At 58.1% G+C, this 19,651-nt stretch carries 14 protein-coding genes; 12 read left to right on the top strand and 2 right to left on the bottom strand.

The window, feature by feature from the left end:
• Window positions 1-65 precede the first annotated feature (65 nt).
• The 4 genes from DKW72_RS13560 (at window position 66) to DKW72_RS13575 (ending at window position 6,347) form a co-directional block, all read left to right on the top strand.
• A complete protein-coding gene (locus tag DKW72_RS13560) occupies window positions 66-1,838 on the top strand; it encodes an SLC13 family permease (protein ID WP_111642918.1) in 1,773 nt (590 codons plus the stop codon).
• Window positions 1,839-2,010: 172 nt separating this feature from the next.
• Window positions 2,011-4,542, top strand: a complete 2,532-nt coding sequence (locus DKW72_RS13565) for a glycoside hydrolase family 88 protein (protein WP_111642919.1) — start codon at window positions 2,011-2,013, stop codon at window positions 4,540-4,542.
• Between the two features lie 119 nt (window positions 4,543-4,661).
• The gene (gene kduI, locus DKW72_RS13570) at window positions 4,662-5,501 is read left to right on the top strand and encodes a 5-dehydro-4-deoxy-D-glucuronate isomerase (RefSeq protein WP_111642920.1); all 840 of its coding nucleotides are present in this window, start codon (window positions 4,662-4,664) and stop codon (window positions 5,499-5,501) included.
• Window positions 5,502-5,552: 51 nt separating this feature from the next.
• Entirely contained in the window at window positions 5,553-6,347 is a 795-nt protein-coding gene (locus DKW72_RS13575; RefSeq protein WP_111642921.1) for a gluconate 5-dehydrogenase, read from the top strand.
• Window positions 6,348-6,456: 109 nt separating this feature from the next.
• On the opposite strand, the gene DKW72_RS13580 is transcribed toward DKW72_RS13575, so the two are convergent.
• Window positions 6,457-9,315, bottom strand: coding sequence for a TonB-dependent receptor (locus DKW72_RS13580; protein WP_111642922.1), 2,859 nt, complete (start codon window positions 9,313-9,315; stop codon window positions 6,457-6,459).
• A 374-nt stretch (window positions 9,316-9,689) separates the two neighbouring features.
• On the opposite strand from DKW72_RS13580, the gene DKW72_RS13585 reads away from it, so the two are divergent.
• The 8 genes from DKW72_RS13585 (at window position 9,690) to DKW72_RS13620 (ending at window position 17,695) form a co-directional block, all read left to right on the top strand.
• Complete coding sequence (locus DKW72_RS13585) at window positions 9,690-11,210, top strand: UxaA family hydrolase (protein WP_111642923.1); 1,521 nt, start codon at window positions 9,690-9,692, stop codon at window positions 11,208-11,210.
• A gap of 136 nt (window positions 11,211-11,346) precedes the next feature.
• Complete coding sequence (locus DKW72_RS13590) at window positions 11,347-12,510, top strand: Re/Si-specific NAD(P)(+) transhydrogenase subunit alpha (RefSeq protein WP_111642924.1); 1,164 nt, start codon at window positions 11,347-11,349, stop codon at window positions 12,508-12,510.
• A gap of 2 nt (window positions 12,511-12,512) precedes the next feature.
• Entirely contained in the window at window positions 12,513-12,797 is a 285-nt protein-coding gene (locus DKW72_RS13595) for a proton-translocating transhydrogenase family protein (protein ID WP_111642925.1), read from the top strand.
• A gap of 9 nt (window positions 12,798-12,806) precedes the next feature.
• Window positions 12,807-14,207 carry an NAD(P)(+) transhydrogenase (Re/Si-specific) subunit beta gene (locus DKW72_RS13600; RefSeq protein ID WP_111642926.1) on the top strand — a complete coding sequence of 467 codons (1,401 nt, stop codon included), beginning with the start codon at window positions 12,807-12,809 and terminating at the stop codon, window positions 14,205-14,207.
• Window positions 14,208-14,407: 200 nt separating this feature from the next.
• Window positions 14,408-15,358: a TRAP transporter substrate-binding protein gene (locus tag DKW72_RS13605; RefSeq protein WP_111642927.1), complete on the top strand. Its 951-nt coding sequence runs from the start codon at window positions 14,408-14,410 to the stop codon at window positions 15,356-15,358.
• 21 nt (window positions 15,359-15,379) lie between these two features.
• Window positions 15,380-15,889 carry a TRAP transporter small permease gene (locus DKW72_RS13610; protein ID WP_198411363.1) on the top strand — a complete coding sequence of 170 codons (510 nt, stop codon included), beginning with the start codon at window positions 15,380-15,382 and terminating at the stop codon, window positions 15,887-15,889.
• A gap of 20 nt (window positions 15,890-15,909) precedes the next feature.
• Complete coding sequence (locus tag DKW72_RS13615; protein ID WP_111642928.1) at window positions 15,910-17,208, top strand: TRAP transporter large permease; 1,299 nt, start codon at window positions 15,910-15,912, stop codon at window positions 17,206-17,208.
• 91 nt (window positions 17,209-17,299) lie between these two features.
• Window positions 17,300-17,695 (top strand): VOC family protein, encoded by a 396-nt coding sequence (locus DKW72_RS13620; RefSeq protein ID WP_111642929.1) that lies wholly within the window; start codon window positions 17,300-17,302, stop codon window positions 17,693-17,695.
• Between the two features lie 6 nt (window positions 17,696-17,701).
• Here the strand turns inward: DKW72_RS13620 and DKW72_RS13625 are convergent, their stop codons facing one another.
• Window positions 17,702-19,579: a hypothetical protein gene (locus DKW72_RS13625; RefSeq protein ID WP_111642930.1), complete on the bottom strand. Its 1,878-nt coding sequence runs from the start codon at window positions 19,577-19,579 to the stop codon at window positions 17,702-17,704.
• Between the last annotated feature and the right edge of the window lie 72 nt (window positions 19,580-19,651).

A 19,651-nucleotide genomic window follows, 5' to 3' on the forward strand; every position in this document is an offset into this window, starting at 1 on the left:
CCAGTTTCGCTATCCTGCGCGGCTAGTTTCCAATAAAACCCGCAGTTGCGCAGGATAGTGTTCGTATGGAGTGGCAAGCCCTTTTATCCCTGGCCCTTACCGTGGGGGCGCTGGTGGTGCTCATTACCACCCGTATCGCCGCCCACATGGTGATGATGGGGGTACTGGTGATCCTGCTGATTACCGGTGTTCTCGACGCCAGCGAAGGCTTTGCCGGCTTCAGCAACACCGGCATGATCACTGTTGCGGCCATGTTTGTGGTGGCTGCCGGTGTCCACGGCTCCGGCGCCATCGATTTGCTGGTTCACCATCTCTTGCGTCAGCCCAAAACCGTGCGCGGTGCCCAGTTCCGCATTGCCCTGCCGGTGGCCATCCTCAGCGCCTTCCTCAACAACACTCCGGTGGTCGCCACCATGATTCCGGCGATTCGCAGCTGGAGCAAGCGCATTGATGTGGCGCCGTCCAAGTTGATGATTCCGCTCAGTTACGCGGCGATTCTCGGCGGTACGCTCACCCTGATCGGTACCAGTACCAATCTGGTGGTTAGCGGCCAGTATGAGGCGCTCACCGGTGAGACCGGTTTCTCGATCTTCTCCATTACCGCTGTGGGACTCCCGGTGGCGATCGTGGGGATGCTGTTCATGTTTGCCATTTTCCCCCGGCTGTTGCCCGATCGGCGCGACAAGGCGATGTTCGGCAATCTGCGCGAATTTACCCTGGAAGTGGCAGTGGCCACTGATGGCCCGCTGGTCGGGCAGACGGTGGCAGAGGCGGGGCTGCGCGATCTCAAGCGCATCTATCTGGTGGAAATTGAGCGTGCCGGTGTGATCGTACCGGCGGTAGACTCGGGCGAGCCCCTGCAGGCGGGCGATCGCTTGGTGTTTGCTGGGGATACCGAGGCGGTCTCGGACCTGTTGCGCATCAAGGGTATTGTGCCCTCCACCAACGGCCAGGAGCCGACCTTGGCGCAGGAGCACCGGGAACGACGCTTGGTGGAAGCCGTGATTTCGCCCCACAGTAACTGTATCAACCAGACCATCCGCGACTCCCAGTTCCGTGAGCGCTACGGCGCCGTGGTGCTGGCGGTGGCGCGCAACGGCGAGCGGGTGGCGGGCAATCTCGGCAACACCAAGCTCAAGCCCGGCGATACTCTGCTGCTGGAGGCGCGCCCGGCCTTTGTCAGCCGTCAGCGTTACAACAAGGAATTCTTGCTGGTCAACGACCTGGGCACCGAATCCCCACGCCACCAGCGAGCTTGGCTGGCCTGGGGCATCCTGTTTGCGATTATTGTCGCCGCCGCCACCGGCCTGACCAGCATGCTCAATGCCGCCCTGGCAGGCGCCGCCGCGATGATTCTGACCGGCTGCTGTTCCGCCCACCAGGCCCAGAAGAGCCTGGATCCGACGGTGCTGCTGACCATCGCCGCTTCGTTCGCCCTGGGCACGGCGCTCTATAAAACCGGGGTCGCGCAGATGATCGCCGAGCTGGCGGTGGGTCTGAGCGGCGGTCACCCCTGGCTGATCCTGTTGCTGGTGTACCTGGCGGTGTCGATTCTGACCGAGTCCATCACCAACAACGCGGCGGCCATACTGATGCTGCCAATCGTGCTCGAAATGACCGAAAAGGCCAATCTCAACCCCGAGCCCTATGTGTTTGCGATCATGATGGCGGCCTCGGCCAGCTTCGCGACGCCCTTGGGGTATCAAACCAACCTGATGGTCTACGGTCCCGGGGGCTACAAGTTCACCGACTTCCTGCGCGTGGGGCTGCCCATGAATGCGGTCGTCGGGCTGACCACCGTCGCGGTACTCGCCCTCGGCTGGCCTCTGACGCGCTAATCCTCACCGACTGTCATATTTTGTAAATCCCTGTAAATTCGGGGGCGGGTACTATATGATTAACGCAATCAATTTGATAAAACACCGTTACTGTAGGCTATTCTCTTAAGGGGTCCCTTGGAGAGAGGGGATCGATCAACCATCTGATAACCAAAAAAGGTGAACACCAGTGATGCTAACCACGACCAAAACACGGTTTTCCGCCCTGGTGGCGGGTACCGCGCTGCTGGCCCTGGCGGCGGGTTGCGACTCGGATCGCTCGACCCAGACCACCCCGCCGGCCGCGCAAGATGCCTCGGCCAAGGTGCTGGCCTCGGCCGAGGTGGCCAACCCCACCCATTTCGCGCGTCCGCAAGAACCCATCGAATTCCCGCTGACTGATATCGGTCTGGCGCTCGACGATCCGCGCGTGGCCGCTTTGGCCGCCGTTGAGAATGGCGAAGTCTTGCCGAGTCAGCTGGTTGATATCAATGGCGACGGTCAGATCGATACTCTGCTGGTGGCCATCGATTTTGCCCCGGAGCAAATTCGTGACATTGAGATCGTGATTGACGGCACGCTTGCCGCCCAGCGCGATAATCTGCCCAAGCAGACGCAAGCCGAAATTTCCCACAAAGTGGGTGGCGAATGGGACGGGCAGAAGTACATCGGCGGTGACTTCCAGAATGTCGATCACCTGGTCCCGCCAGAACAGTACACCGATCACTCCGAGTGGATCCGTTATGAAGGTCCAGGCATCGAGTCCGACAAAGTCGGCTACCGTGTCTACCTGGATTGGCGCAACGGCTTTGATATTTTCGGTAAGAAAACGCCGGAAATGACGCTTCAGCAAACCGGCTTGGACGGCTACCAGTCCTACCACGAGATGCAGGACTGGGGGATGGATATCCTCAAGGTCGGTCTGTCTCTGGGCATCGGCGGCTACGGTTTCTGGAACGGCAGTGAGGTTGAGCTGGTATCAGACGTCGATCAGCGCGAAGTCACTATTGTTGAAGATGGTCCGCTCTACTCTGCGTTCAAAATCGATTACCACGGTTGGGAAATCAATGACCAGAAAGTCGATATGAGCGCGCACCTGGCCATGAATGCCGGCAGCCGTCTGGTGCACACGCGCCTGACCCTGTCTGAGCAACTGCCGAATATCGCTATCGGGATGGTCAAACACCCGGGCACCGAATTGCTGCAAGGCAATCTGGATAGTACGGGCTATGCCTGGACCTACACCGCGAGCTGGGGCCAACAGAGCCTGAGCGACGACGACAGCATGCTCGGCATGGCGGTCATTTATCGTCGCAGCCATCGCACCTCGCAAGTCGAAGACGACAACAGCTACGTTTCGGTCATGCGCACCACCAGCGAAACCCCGGAGATTGGCGAAGTGGAGTACTATTTCCTCGCGGCCTGGGACGGTGAGCACGGCGATGCCATCACCACCAAAGATGAGTTTGTCGCCTACCTGGATGAGCAGATCGATCGTTTGACCATCACGCCGCGTATTCGCCTGAACACCGAAATGACCCGCGAGGCCAAAGCCGGTGACAGGACCCCCGAGTGGGCGCTGCAGTGGGCTGAAGGTCTGGCCAGTTCCGAGCTTGAGCGTAAAACCTGGCTTTATCACGCCGATGGCTGGGACACCAACCGCCGCCGTGTGCCCAAGTTCGAGTACGATATTATCGGCCTGCAACCAATGGCCTACGACGAACTGAACAAAGTTGCGCCGCGCGATGACTTTGCTCGCGTGCCTTATGAAAACACCGGGACATTCATCACCGATGACGGTGAGATTCGCAACTACTCCTTCAACAGCTTCAATATTGACTATGTGAAGCCGGGCGTAGTGGTCTTGCGTCTGTATCAGCAAACTGGCGAGGAAAAGTACCGCAAAGCCGCGGATATTCTGCGCGAACAGCTGCGCCAGCACCCGCGCACCAGTGAAGGCGGTTTCTGGCACAAGCAGACCTATCCGCACCAGATCTGGCTAGACGGTGTGTATATGGGCATGCCCTTTATGGCCGAGTACGCCATGATGTTTGAAGAGGGCGAAGAGCAGGAAGCGACGCTGCTGGAAGTGGTCAAAGAGTTCGAGCTGGTGTACGAACACCTGCGTGATCCCGAGACCGGCCTCTACTACCACGCTTGGGACGAAGCCCGGGAAATGTTCTGGGCCGACCCGGAAACCGGCCTGTCCCCCAACTTCTGGGGTCGTGGCCTGGGCTGGTACGCCATGGCGCTGGTCGACATTCTGGACTTCCTGCCGGAAGATCGTGACGACATGCGTGAGCCGATCCTGCGCTCTATTCGCGAGCTGGCGCCGGCCCTGGTGGACCATATGGACCCGGAAACCGCGACCTGGTATCAGGTCATGGATCAGCCGAATCGTACCGGTAACTACCGTGAAGCGTCTGGCTCAGCCATGTTCTCTTACTTCTTCTCCAAAGCGGTGCGCAACGGCTACCTGCCTGAGTCGTACCGCGATGTGGCCGTGCAAGTCTATGAAGGTCTGATCGAAGAGTTTGTTCTGGTTCACCCGGATGACACCATCAGCGTGGTGAATCAGTGCCTGGTAGGCGGCCTGGGTTTCGGCCGCGACGGCAGCTTCGACTACTACATGACCGAGCGGGTTGTACGCAATGACCCCAAAGGCAACGGCCCCTTCATTCTGGCGGGCATTGAAACCTACCGCCTCTTGAAAGAAGAACAATAAGCACGAGCGCGCCTTGGGCGCGCCAACCGTGCCCAAAACTCGGTTGCAAGCCCTTGCGGGCGGGCAGTCGAGTTTTCTGTTGTTGGGACACACATCCACTGTTATGACAGGTGTAAGCCATGAAAATTATTGAAGAGCGTTTTGCCGTTCATATGGACGACTTCAAGCACTACGATACCGAAAAGCTGCGCAAGCACTTTTTGATTGAAAAAATCTTTGCCGACGATGAAGTGCTGTTTACCTACACCCACTACGAGCGCATCATGGTGGGCGGCGCCAGGCCGGTCAACAAAACCATTGCGCTCGACCCGGTGTATCAACAGAAAGCCGATCACTTTCTCGACCGGCGTGAACTGGGTGCCATCAACGTCGGTGGCAAGGGTGTGATCAGCGTTGACGGCACCGAGTACGAGATGGACTTTAAAAATGCCCTCTATATTGGCCGTGGTGCCAAAGAGGTTACTTTCCGGAGTGTCGATCCCAAGCAGCCAGCCAAGTTTTATATGAACTCGGCGCCGGCCCATCACGCCTATCCAACCAAAAAAGTTGGTATGGAAGACGCCAAAGTGCTGGAAATGGGCTCCTCGGAAACCTGCAACGAGCGGCGCATCAACCAGCTGCTGATCCACGGCGTGGTCGAGACCTGCCAGCTGCAGATGGGGATGACCGAGCTGCAACCGGGCAGCATCTGGAACACTATGCCGGTACACACCCACAGCCGCCGGATGGAAGCCTACTTTTACTTCAATGTGCCGGAAGATCAGGCCGTTTGCCATTTTATGGGCCCGAAAGAAGAAACCCGCCACTTGTGGATTCACAATGAGCAGGCGGTCGTGTCCCCGCCCTGGTCCATGCACTCCGGCGTGGGTACCGCCCACTACACCTTTATTTGGGGTATGGCCGGCGAGAACCTGGATTACACCGATATGGATTTCCATCAGCCCAACGAGTTGCGTTAAGCTTGGTTCTGAGCGAGATTGAAAGATAGACTACCCAATTAGGAGAGAGTAATGAGTCATCCCCTGTTTGATTTGAATGGAAAGGTGGCCCTGGTTACCGGTGCCACCCACGGCTTGGGCATGGCTATAGCCATGGGGCTGGGCAGCGCTGGAGCCACCATCGTGGTCAACGGTCGCTCATCGCAAGAGAAGATCGACAAGGCTGTGAAGGAGTACGAAGCGGCGGGCTACAAAGCCGTGGGTTATCGCTTTGATGTCACCGACGAGGCACAAGTGATTGCGGCGGTGGACAAGATCGAGAAAGAAGTTGGTCCTATCGATATCCTGGTCAACAATGCCGGTATCATCAAGCGCGTCCCCATGCTTGATATGCCAGTGGAAGAATTCAAGGAAGTGATCGACACCAACCTGGTGGGCGTGTTTACCATGACCCGCCCGGTGGCCAAACGTATGGTGGAGCGCCGCCAGGGCAAGATCATCAATATCTGCTCGATGATGAGCGAGCTGGGCCGCAATTCCGTGGGCGCCTACGCGGCCTCCAAGGGTGGTTTGAAAATGCTGACCCGCAACATGGCCACCGAGTGGGCCAAGCACAATGTGCAGGTCAACGGCATTGGCCCCGGTTACTTCGCGACCAGTCAGACCGCGCCGATTCGCGTTGATGGCAACCCCATGAACGAGTTTATTATCAGCCGCACGCCGGCCGGTAAGTGGGGCGATCCGGATGATCTTCAGGGTGCAGCGGTCTTCCTGTCATCGAAGGCCAGTGATTTTGTCACCGGTCAGATCGTTTATGTTGACGGCGGTATCCTTGCGACTATTGGTAAGCCCAGTAACGAAGACTAGACTTCGCGATTGGCACGCATTAAAAAACCCGGCTGCTTCCAGCCGGGTTTTTTTGTTGCTGGTGATCAGAGTCGCCGAGCTCACTCGGCGGTCTGATCAGGAAGGCTCGTTAAAAGCTACCACGGATGCCAACCATGAACTGCCGGCCGCTATGCATGTAGTTTACCGGCAGGTTGTTGTCGACACCGACCCAGTCACTTTCGAAGGTATCCAGCATGTTAAGCGCTTCGAAGGAAACGGTTAGGCTGTCGTTGACATGGTAGAAAGCAGACATGTCCAGGTAGGCAGCAGCCTTTCTGCCTTCGGAGTCAAGACCGTTTCTGTTACCGGTCGCCAACAGGTACTCATCGCGCCAGTTGTAAGACAGGCGAGTACCCCAGTCGTCTACTTCATAGTAAGTGACTACGTTGAAGGAGTGCTTGGAGATACCAGTCCGTCCGGCAGATATGGTCTGTCCGCCGAAAGTGTACTCCTGCTTGGCGTCGATAAAGGTATAGTTAGCTGCTATACCGGTGTTGCTTAGAATGCCTGGCAGGTTAGTGAACGGCTGTTGGTACACCAGTTCTGCGCCCAGGAGGTCGTCACCGCGGGAGTTTGTCGGTGTATTGAAAACAAACTCGTCTTCGGGAGCAAAACGACCGTCGTCAATAAACGCCTGAAGGTTGTAGTTGGTGATTTCCTGAGCAGTGAGCGGACGAGATGTGCTCTCACGGGAAATGTCTGTTGTCAGATCTTTCCAGAAAACGGTGCCACCCAGTACGGCATCGTTGGCAAAGTACCACTCCAGACCCAAATCTACCTGATCGGCGCGATAGGGCTCCAAGCTGGGATTACCGGTTGCTACAGTGCCGTTAAATACACTGATATTGACCGCTGTTGACAGGTTGGATAGCGGAGCACGTGTCAGCGCGCGCGAGAAGCTGAAGCGGCCGACCAGGTCGTCGGTAATATCCAGAGCCAGATTCAATGACGGCAGAACATCGGTGTAGCTACCTTCCTGATTGACGAAATAGTTCAGGGGATTGGGCCGCTCACCCGTAGGTAGCGCGGTCGCATTGGTGAGGGCATCAATGACAGTGTCGTCATAAGCGCCAGCGTCCTCGGCAAATACCAAGGTGTTGAATACGCTTGAGGTGGTCTCTGTATGAGCGATACGTAAACCTGAATTACCTCGCAGGGTTCTACCCAGGAACTCGGATTCCCAATCAATCTGGATGTAACCGCTGGTGATTTCCTCGGTGACGCCAAAGGAGCGCGCGCCATCAACCAGAGGGTTAGCGGGATCATAGATCACGGCAGTGCCAGCATCGTTCAGGACCGGCGCTTGACCACCGCCAAATTCGGCCATGAACGCATTGTAGTCGGGCGACAACCAGGAGCTGCTTCTGGGGAACTCGGCGGGAGCGCCCAGGCCGCTACCAAAGTTGGTAAACGGCATATTCTGGGTCAGTCCATCGACTGAGCCATCGGGTCCGTTGAAGTACGACTCTTGGGCCCCTGAGGAGCGGGCGTCAACGGTATTCATTTCAAACTTTCTGTACGCCAGGCCAAAAGACAGGCTGGAGGTGTAATCCAGAGAGTAGTTGAAATCAACCTTGGCAGTGTTGTTCTTGTTCTCGATCTCCGCAGAGCGCAGACGGAACAGGCTCATGCCGTAGTGGTCGCTATTGGTCGTGTCCCAGCTGCTGGCGTCGGCGGGGTTCGCGTCAAACCAGAGGTGAGGGATGTCCATGTTGCGGGTAGCGCTTGTCTGGGCTGTGTCCCGGGGATCCAGGCCGTTCACATAGCTGTAGGCAAAGCGTCCGTCTGTCGCCATGCCCATGGTGTTCTCAACGGGTTTGGAGAAGTCCGACTGGCCGGTGCCAACCAGTGCGGACATTGTCCAGTTATCGCTGAGAGCCCAGTCGCTCTTGACGGTAAGTTGATAAAAGTCATTTTTGGCTTCTTCGCGGACAGCTTCAGACATAACCCGGACGTTTTCCAGGCTGGCAGCGACAATTTCAGGCTCGCCACCGGTATTGGTGTCAAGCACCAAGTGCTGCGGCTGAATGCTACCTGTAGCGGTCTGCATTGCGGCCTGGAACTCATAGGAATCGCGAGCGGAGTCCAGCTTGGCGACCAGCAGGTCCGCAGTCAATTCAAAGTCATCGTTGGGACGGAACTGAAAAGAGGTGGTAATCCCGAGCCGCTCTTGACTGGTGGATCGAGTGGATGCGCGAGGGATCCGGGGGAAAAAGCCGTCGCCGCCGTTCAGCGCATCATTTTCCTGCCAGCGTACCGTGGTGTGACCATCGACTCGGACGTCGCGCTCGCTGTAGGCCAGTGATACCAGCAGGCCCATGGTGTCGTCAGCAAAGGTATTACTGGCCATTACCGCCACGCGCGGCGTCAGCTCTTCGTTCAGGTCGTTGTACAGCCCCTGAGCCGAGAAGAAGGTGTTAAAGCCGTCGAAATCAAAAGGCTTGGAGGTATGTAAGTCAATTCCCCCCGCCAGGCCGCGCTCGTTGCGCGACTCCTGAGTCTTGTGTACATCGATACGGTTAAAGAGTTCGGACGCAAAAACGTTAAAGTCAAAAGCACGACCGGTGTTTCGGTTCGAGCCGCCCAGGCCGTCAGTGGCGGACGCAGACTCCATGCCGTTGATGGTCACGCGGTTGAACTCGGGGCCAAGGCCTCGCAGAGATACCTGGCGGCCTTCGCCAGCTTCTCGTGTGATAGCAACGCCTGGGACCCGCTGCAGAGAGTCTGCAAGGTTCATATCGGGTAGCTTGCCGATGTCTTCAGACATGATGCTGTCTTGTGAACCAACGGCCGTGCGCTTCTGGTTCAGCGCGTTGGCCAGACTGTCCCGAAAACTGCCGGTAACAATCACTTCTTCGAGAATATCGGAATCTTGGGCTTGCGCTACGGCCGGGACGGCCGAAACCGCCATTGCGAGCACCAAAGGCTTGATGGTGAAATGTTTCATGGTGTTTGTCTCCCCACATTTATTTTTTGTGATTGGCTAGGCTAAGCCTTGTTATAGCAGGCCTAACTTGGCCAGTGCGCGGCAATCATGGCACAGAATAACAAGACTGACAACAATGCCAAAAACGCCATGATAGCGTCGATCAATTGGGGGTTATGGCGACACATCGCGGAGATGGCGTCATTTTCATTTTGTCGGTAATAAGGTTTTTTTGACCAGAAGGTGTGGCAAATTCACCCTATTTTCCCCAAAAATCAAAAGCTTAATGCTTGCGCAATCATGAACAGGTCGTCATGATTGCGTAAATCAAAGTGGGGTGATAGCATGTTGATAAATTACCGATCAACCCGCATATTTTTACAGGCAGCCGAATTTTGAACAGTATCCTTCGCATCCATGAATCCGACAACGTTGGCGTCAGCAAGGCCTCCTTGCCCGCCGGTGTCAATTTGATTGAATTCGATCTGAGCTTGCGCGCAGATATCCCCGCCATGCACAAGGTGGCACTCGAGCCTATCGCCAAAGGCGAGCCTATCCGCAAGTACGGCCAGGTGATCGGCTTTGCTGGGGAAGACATTCAGGTGGGTGACCATGTGCACACCCATAACTGCGTGATGGGTGATCTGGACAAGGACTACGGCTTTTGCCGTGAAGCCCGTCCCACGGCCTTCATTCCCGAAACCGAGCGCGCCACCTTTAAGGGGTACAAGCGCCCCAATGGCAAAGTGGGCACCCGCAACTTTATCGGTATCATCACGACTGTGAACTGTTCGGCGACAGTCGCACGCGCTATTGCGAATCATTTTTCCACCCCGGGCGCGCTCGACGCCTACCCCAATGTCGATGGCGTGATTGCCTATTCCCACGAAACCGGCTGTGGCATGCGTTCTGACGGCGAAGGCTACGAGGCGTTGCGCCGCACCTTTAATGGTTATGCTCGCCACCCCAACTTCGGCGGTGTGCTGATGGTGGGCTTGGGCTGCGAAACCATGCAGGTGAGCCGGGTGATGGAGGAGAGCGGCCTGGCGGATACCAAAACCTTTCACGCCTTTACCATTCAGGAAGAGGGCGGCACCCGCGTCTCGATTGAAAAGGGTATCGCACAGATCAAAGAGATGTTGCCGCTGGTGAACAGCTACACCCGTGAAACCGTCTCCGCGAGTGAGCTCACTCTGGCAGTCCAGTGCGGCGGCTCCGATGCCTTTTCGGGCATCACGGCCAACCCGGCGCTGGGCGTTGCCGGTGACATTCTGATTCGCAACGGCGGTACCGTGATTTATTCGGAAACCCCGGAAATTTTTGGCGCGGAGCATTTGATGACGCAGCGCGCGGAGACTCCGGAGATCGCCGAGAAATTGCTCGAGCGCATCCGTTGGTGGGAAGAGTACACCGAGCGCAACGGCTTTGAGCTTAACAACAACCCGTCGCCGGGCAACAAGGCTGGCGGCTTGACGACCATTCTGGAAAAGTCTCTGGGTGCACAGGCCAAAAGCGGTTCCACCCAGATGACGGGTGTATATCAGTATGCGGAACACGTCGATGTCAAAGGGCTGGTGTTTATGGACAGCCCTGGCTTTGACCCCGTCTCGGTCACGGGCCAGGTGGCGTCGGGCGCCAATGTGGTGTGTTTCACCACCGGACGCGGTTCAGCCTTTGGTTTCAAACCGGTGCCCAGCGTCAAGCTGGCCAGTAACACCCCCTTGTATACGCGCATGAAGGAAGATATTGATATCAACTGTGGCGGTGTGCTCGACGGTGAATACACCCTCGAAGAGTGCGGCCAGCATATCTTCGAGCGGGTTCTGGCGATCGCTTCCGGTGAGCACACCGTGAGTGAAGATCTGGGCTATGGTGATAACGAGTTTAACCCCTGGAAGATTGGCGCCGTGGTCTAAATCGCGCGTCGGCGGGCAGTCGCCATCGGGCGCTGCCCGCGCCCTCAAATGATAAATTTTGCCCGGGTTTCGGGCAAAATTCCCGCGAGTTGTTATCCTTGAACTGAAGAACGATAACCAATAACGAGGACAATGCATGAAGATCGCGATTCCCAAAGAGCGCCGAGCCCACGAGCGCCGGGTCGCTGCCACGCCCGAGACGGTGAAAAAGTACATCGCTCTGGGTTACACGGTGGCGGTGGAAACCGGTGCCGGCGAGGGCAGTCGCATTCCCGATGCCGCCTATGAAGAAGTCGGTGCCTCTCTGGCGCCCGACGCCGCGACCCTGCTGGCCGATGCCGATATCGTGCTCAAGGTTCAGCGCCCGATCCTGGCCGGTGAAGACGGCCCGGACGAGCTGGCCCTGATCCCCAAGGGTGCGCTGGTGCTGGCTCTGATGGCCCCCTACGATGCCCCTGACTCCCTCAAGGCCTACGCCCAGGCCGGCATCACCGCCGTGGCCCTGGAGCTGGTGCCGCGCATTACCCGGGCCCAGAGCATGGATGTGCTCAGCTCCCAGAGTAATCTCGCCGGTTACCGGGCCGTGCTCGAGGCCTGCAACGTCTACAACCGCGCTTTCCCCATGATGATGACCGCCGCCGGCACCATTGCCCCGGCCCGGGTCATGGTGCTCGGCGCGGGCGTCGCCGGCCTGCAGGCGATCGCCACCGCCAAGCGTCTGGGGGCCGTGGTCAGTGCCACCGACGTGCGCCCGGTCGCCAAGGAACAGGTGGAAAGCCTGGGGGGCAAGTTCGTCATGGTTGAGAGCGAAGAAACCGCCGAGGCCGAGACCGCCGGCGGCTACGCCAAAGCCATGAGTGAGGACTACCAGCGCCGCCAGGCCGCACTGGTGGCCGAGACCCTGAAGAAACAGGATATCGTGATCTGCACCGCCCTGATCCCCGGGCGCAAAGCCCCGACCTTGGTCAACGACGCCATGGTGCACAGCATGCGCCCGGGCTCGGTGATTGTGGACATGGCGGCGGAGCAGGGCGGCAACTGCACCCTGACCACCCCCGGCGAGATCACCCAGGTGGGCGGCGTCACGATTATCGGGCTGTTCAACCTGCCCAGCCGCCTGGCCACCGACGCCAGTGGCCTGTACGGCAAAAACCTGTTCAATTACCTCGCGCCCCTGTACGACGAGGCCACTAAACAACTCGCCATCGATTGGGCCGACGAGATCGTCACCGCCTCGGTCCTGACCCGCGATGGCCGCATCGTCCACAGCGCCTTTGCCGCCCAAGACGGAGGGCAGTAACCATGGAAGCCAACTTTGTGTCCCAACTGACCATCTTTGTGCTGGCGATCTTCGTCGGCTACTACGTGGTCTGGAGTGTCACCCCCGCGTTGCATACGCCCCTGATGGCCGTGACCAACGCCATCTCCAGTGTGATCATCGTCGGCGCCCTGATCGCCGTCGGCCCGGCCGACATGAGTCTGTCCAAGGTGTTGGGCTTTATCGCCATGACCCTGGCCGCGGTGAACATTTTCGGCGGCTTTACCGTCACCCAGCGCATGCTCGCCATGTACAAGAAAAAACACTAAGGGGCCGTCATGATTGAACTACATCCGAACGTCGTCTCACTGGCGTACCTGATCGCGGCCGTGCTCTTTATCATGGCCCTGCGCGGACTCTCCTCACCGGAAAGCTCCCGCACCGGCAACTACTGCGGCATGCTCGGCATGCTCATCGCCGTCACCACCACCGCCCTCGGGCCCGAGGTGGAATCCTACGGCTGGATCTTTATCGCCCTGGGCATCGGTGCCGTGATCGGCATCGCCATCGCCCGCAACATCGCCATGACCGCCATGCCGCAACTGGTGGCGGGCTTTCACAGCCTGGTGGGCATGGCCGCGGTGCTGGTGGCCGGGGCCGCCTTTGCCAACCCGGGCGCCTTTGGGCTCGTGGCCCCCGGGGGCGAGATCTACGTCGCCAGCCGGGTGGAAATGGCCCTGGGGGCCGCCATCGGCGCCATCACCTTCTCCGGCTCGGTGATCGCCTTCACCAAGCTCCAGGGCCTGGTCTCCGGCGCCCCGGTGTCCTTCAAGGGCCAGCACCCGCTCAACGCCCTGATCGGCCTGGCCATTGTGGGGCTGATCGTCTACTTCTGCTTTGACCAGCAACCCGCCGTGTTCTGGACAATGACCGCCCTGGCCTTTGTGATCGGCGTGCTGATTATCATCCCCATCGGCGGCGCCGACATGCCCGTGGTGGTGTCCATGCTCAACTCCTACTCGGGCTGGGCCGCCGCCGGTATCGGCTTCACCCTGGGCAACGACGCCCTGATCATCACCGGCGCCCTGGTGGGCTCCTCCGGGGCGATCCTGTCCTACATCATGTGCAAAGGCATGAACCGCTCCTTCTTCAACGTGATCCTGGGGGGCTTCGGGGGCGACAGCAGTGCCGCGACAGCCACCGGTGCCGACGACCGCCCGGTCAAGCAGGGCAGCGCCGAAGATGCCGCCTTCATCATGAAGAACGCCGGTTCGGTGATCATCGTGCCCGGCTACGGCATGGCCGTGGCCCAGGCCCAGCACGCCCTGCGCGAGCTCACCGACGAGCTCAAAGACGAAGGCGTGAAAGTCAGCTTCGCGATCCACCCGGTGGCCGGGCGCATGCCCGGGCACATGAACGTGCTCCTGGCCGAGGCCAACGTGCCCTACGACGAGGTGTTTGAGCTTGAAGACATCAACAACGAGTTCCAGACCACCGATGTGGTGCTGGTGATCGGGGCCAACGACGTCACCAACCCGTCGGCCAAGACCGATCCCACCAGCCCCATTTACGGCATGCCGATTCTGGATGTGGAGAAGGCACGCACGGTGTTGTTCATCAAGCGCGGCATGGCTTCGGGCTACGCCGGGGTCCAGAACGAGCTGTTTTACCGGGACAACACCATGATGCTCTTTGGCGATGCCAAGAAGATGGTGGAGAGCATTATCCGGAATTTGTAAGGGCGTGTGACAATAGAGCGCAAAGTAGTGTTAACGGCGGTTTGAGCCGGTTAGTGGGGGCGTGTATCATGGCTCCCGATAATCAAAACAACTGGCCTGGGCCAGTGATGCGCGGTACCAACCGCAACCATTAGGCGTGAGAGACGACTATGTATAAGATTCACCTCCAACGACCCTTCGGGTGGCTGGGACGGACGGCTATGGCTGCCGCTCTGGTGCTGGCTGCTGGCTGCGACCAGTTTACCGAAGTCACCACCCTCAAAATGGCGCACGACCTCAACGAGCAGACGCCGGTGCATAAGGCCATGGTGTATATGGCCGATCGCCTGGAAGAGCTTTCCGACGGTAAAATGCGCATCGAAGTGCATGCCAGTGGCGTGCTCGGCAATGAACGCGAATTGATGGAGCTGCTCCAGATCGGCAGCCTGGGCATGACCAAAGTGTCTGCCGGCCCCATGGAGAACTTCGTCAGCGAGTTCCAGATTTTCAGTATCCCTTTTGCCTTTCGCGATCGCGAGCATTTCTGGAATGTGCTGGAGGGCGACCTCGGCCGTGAAATCCTCGAGTCCAGTGAACGGGTGCGCCTGCGTGGCCTGGGTTACTACGATGCCGGCAGCCGTAGCTTCTACGCGGTCAATCGTCAGATCAACGATCCCAGTGACCTGGCGGGCATGAAAATTCGCGTGCTCGAAAGCCAAACCGCGATGCGCATGGTGAGCACGCTGGGCGGCGCGCCGACGCCGGTGTCCTGGGGTGAGCTCTACACCGCACTGCAACAGGGTGTCGTTGACGGGGCGGAAAATAACCCGCCGAGTTTTTACCTGTCGGGTCACTACGAAGTGGCCAAGTACTACAGCCTGAATGAGCACACCTCGATTCCCGATGTGGTGCTGATCAGCACCCATATTTGGAACAACCTGGAGCCGCAGGAGCAAGCCTGGCTGCAACAGGCCATGGACGATTCCGTGGTGTTCCAGCGCAAGCTCTGGGACGAAGCCACCCAGGAAGCCCTGGATGCGGTCAAGGCGGCCGGAGTTGAAGTGATTTATCCGGATAAAGAGCCCTTTATGGAAAGTATCCGGCCCATGCACGAATCCTTGCGCGGGCAGCCGGTGTACGAGCTGCTGCAGCGTGTGCAAAATGACTACTGATAGCGCATGGGAGAATCGACTATGAATGCTGCACTGAACCACGTTGAAAAATTTCTGGGTTATTTTTTAATGATCCTGATGGCCGTCATGGTGTTGGATGTTACCTGGCAGGTGGTCACACGTTTTCTATTGCCAACGCCCAGCTCTTTTACGGAAGAGCTGGCGCGTTTTCTTCTGATCTGGATCGGTCTTTTGGGGGCAGCGTATGCCTACCGCACCGGTGCGCACTTGGGCCTGGATCTGCTCACCGCGAACCTTGAGCCGGTACGCAAGCGTCGGGTGGCCATTGTTGCCAACAGCGTGTGCTTTATTTTTGCGGCGCTGGTGATGGTGTATGGCGGCGTGCTCCTGATGAGCCTGATGCTGGAGTTGGGGCAGACCTCTTCGGCCCTGCAGGTACCCATCGGGTATGTCTACAGTGTGTTGCCCATTAGCGGCCTGTTGATTTGCGTTTTTGCCGTTTACAACATTGTCACTCCCGGTGCGCACCTGCCCACCGAGGACCAGGGCCACGACCCGTTACAAGAATAATCTGAGAGGCCGATTAGATCATGGATATAACCATTATTATTTTGCTGCTCACCTTTGCGGTGTTGCTCGCAATCAACGTACCGATTGCCATCGCCATCGGTTTTGCCACCATGGCGACCATGTTGGTCACCATCGATTTTGCGCCCGCGATGACCACCATGGCACAGCGCATGGCCGGGGGGATCAACAGTTTTGCGTTGCTCGCGATTCCCTTCTTCATTTTATCGGGCCTGATTATGGGGCAGGGCGGCATTGCCCGCCGATTGATTGAATTTGCAAAAGTCCTGTTCGGTGCGTTGCCCGGCGGCCTGGCGTTTGTGAACGTGATCAGCTGTACCATGTTTGGCGCGATTTCCGGTTCGGCGGTGGCGGCAACTTCGGCGATCGGTGGCTTTATGGTGCCGGCCATGGCCAAAGAGGGTTATGACCGCAACTTTGCCGGTGCGATTACCGTTACCGCCTCCACCAGCGGTATGCTGATTCCACCGAGTAACATCCTGATTGTTTACTCGCTCGCCAGTGGCGGCGTGTCGATCGCGGCACTCTTTATCGCCGGTTATCTTCCCGGCCTGCTGCTGATGTTGGGCTTGATGGCGGTGTGCGGTGTGTACGCCAAAATCAAGGGTTACCCGGTGGGTGAGCGCGCCACGTTGCGTGAGGCGGTTCGCAAGACCCTGGATGCGATTCCCAGCATGCTTCTGGTGCTGATTGTGATTGGCGGTATTATCGCTGGTTGGTTTACCGCTACTGAAGCCAGTGTCATGGCGGTGCTCTACGCGCTGTTACTGTCCGTGGTTTTCTACAAGGAAGTAAAAATCACGGAGTTGCCGGGCATACTGACCAAGGCGGTGGAAACCACCGCCATTGTCATGCTGTTGATTGCCTGTTCCTCGGCCATGTCCTGGATCCTGTCCTACGAAAATATTCCGCAAACCATCAGTCAGGGCCTGATGGCCATCAGTGAAAACGAAATTATCATTCTGATGACGATTAACCTGATTCTTTTGGTGGTCGGTATCTTTATGGATATGACGCCGGCAGTGCTGATCTTTACGCCCATTTTCCTGCCGGTTGTGATGGAGTTGGGTATGTCGCCGCTGCACTTCGGGATCATGATGGTATTGAACCTGTGTATTGGTCTGTGTACACCGCCGGTAGGTAGTGTGCTCTTTGTGGGCTGTAGCGTGGCCAAGACCAGTATTGCCAGCATGGTGCGTCCACTCTTGCCCATGTATGCGGCCATGTTTGTGGTGCTCTTGCTGGTCACTTATATTCCGGCAATCAGCGAATGGCTGCCGCGCCTGATGGGGCTGTATTGATCCCGGCGTAAGCAACTATCGCCATCCGAGTCACCCGGCCCTCGTGTCGGGTGATTTGCAACCGAACCTACTAAAAACAGTGAGAGACCTTATGAAAATTGAACACTTTGCCTTTAATGTGGCTGACCCGGAAGCGGTCGCTGATTGGTATGTCAAGAATATGGGCCTGACCGTAGCGCGCAAGATCGATCACGGTCCAAAGACCCATTTCCTCGCCGACGAAAGCGGCGATACCATGATTGAGATCTACAACAATCCCCCGGGTGAAGTGCCGCCTTATGCGGATATGAACCCGTTGATTGTGCACCTGGCATTTGTTTGTGAGGATCCGGATGGCAAGCGTGCGGAATTGGAAAAAGTGGGCGCGAGCCATGTCGAAGACGTGCGTCTGGACGATGGCTCAATCCTGACCATGATGCGCGACCCGTTTGGTTTTTCGATCCAGCTCTGCAAGCGCGGCAAGCCCATGCTTGCGCGCCAGCAGTAACTGATTCTAAAAGCCTCCAATCGGTCGCTGATTGGTGTTGTTGTCCGGTGACGGACTCACCACCTCCAGCGACTGTTCGGCGCGGGTGTTGACGTAAATTACGTTGATATCACTGAGGTTACTGCCCTCACCGCTGTAGGTCGTCAGTAATCTGTGTGGCCCGGCGCCGGCGCCAAACATCTGCACCGAATCGTTGCCCGCAGGGAGTTGCCCGAGGGTGACGCCGCCCGCGGCGGGATCGGCCGCACCCACCGCCACCAACTCGCCGTTTTCGCGCAGCAGGAATACTTCGCTGAGCGTCAGGGTATTGAGCCCTTCGCCCACAGTAGCCTGACCGGTATGTGACACACCTATCCACTGGGCATTGTGAATGTCGATGCGCTCGCTGCCGTCGGCGCGTGCCGCCACAGCCGCTTCAATATTTTCGTTGATTCCAATCTGCTCATCGCGATTGTAGTACACCCAGCCGTCGCGCGTGCCCTGAGTGAAAAAGCTGACATCCTGGCTGCTGAACATATTGTTCGGGTCGTTGCGATCGAGAATGCGTCGGTTGTTGCCTTGAGTGTCGATACTGATGATCTGCCCTGCGGCATTGGCGTACACCAAGTGGTTACCGGTTTTCAGAAGAGCATTGCCGGGGACCAATTCTTCCGTGTGTAAAAGGGTCCATCCGTCGGCGCCGACGCGCACGATATCGAAGTCCATCGCAAACAGAATGCCTGATTGAATCAGCAGATAAGTATAGTCCCCGTCGACCACCATAAAGTTTTCCGGAGGGACGGCTATGGCAAAGCCAAAGATCGAATGGGGGAAATAGAGTCCGTCGCCTTCGGCGTTGGTCAAGCTGTGCAGCTGACCGCCGTCCTGATCCGGGACGTAGCGCCACAAACGAGCATACTCGCTGTCGTCGATTTCGGTGTCGGTAGCGGCGACGGCCAGCAGGATACTGCCATCCGGAGCGCTTAGACCCACGGGTTGCGCGGCGCGCACGTCAAGCACGGGGCCGCCATTGCTATAACTGGCCGTTCCCACGACGTCCAGCGCCATGTCGATCATCACCAGGCTGTCGTCCTCTTCATCGATCACCAGGTAGCCCAGTCCACGCGCTTGACTGACATTAGCCAGGGGGGCTACAGGCCGCCAGTCGCGCGGGAGTATCGCGGCGGGGGTATCGTCGGGCGCGTTCAATGGGATATGGCGCCAGTCATTGCCAACGCGATTGAGAATGGCCGTATTGTCGCTTTGGTTGAGATCGTTCTGGATGTAGGCTTCGAACAGGGGGCTGACATTATCGTCGCTGGTGACGCGGATGGGCTCGGGGTTGCCGGCGCCCACGTCGATGCGCTGATAGCCTCGAGCTTCTGCAAGCAGGCCGTAATTGTAAAAGATTTGTCCGACGCGGAAGTTTTCTGCAGTGCCCGACGTGGAATCGAAGTCACCGGCGGGGACCGCGCGGATAAAGCGATCGTATTCGCTGGGGCTGATCATGGGCGGCAGCTCTGTGGCCTCACCGAAGACATCGACTATTGTCGGCCGCAAGCCCTCTGCCAGACGGTCATCCACGAGGGCAATGGAGGGGCTCGCACCACCAGGTTGCACCCGGTAGAGGCCCGCCTCGCCTTCGCCGGTCGCGGTGAAGAACAGGGCACCTTGGTAGTCGGCATCGCCGCTCAAGCCGCTCAGCGCAGGAAGCTGGAAGGCGTCGACGGGGGGTAGAGCCCCGCCGTTGTCGCCTCCGTTGCCATTGCCGTTCAGGCCGATGATGTTGCCGTTGCCATTCCCGTTGCCGTTAGTACCGGTTGGGGGAGTGTCGTCGTTACTGCTGCCGCCGCACCCGGTCAGGGCGAGGGCGGTGATCATCAGGAAAAGCGTCAATGTGCGCATGGTGTACTCCTTGTCAAAGTCCCTGTAGGCCAGGTGATCTCTTGAGTATAAGGAGCGCGGTCGCTTTGTTTA

Origin of the sequence: Marinimicrobium alkaliphilum (genome assembly GCF_003259155.1) — a bacterium.
Taxonomy (GTDB): domain Bacteria; phylum Pseudomonadota; class Gammaproteobacteria; order Pseudomonadales; family Cellvibrionaceae; genus Marinimicrobium_A; species Marinimicrobium_A alkaliphilum.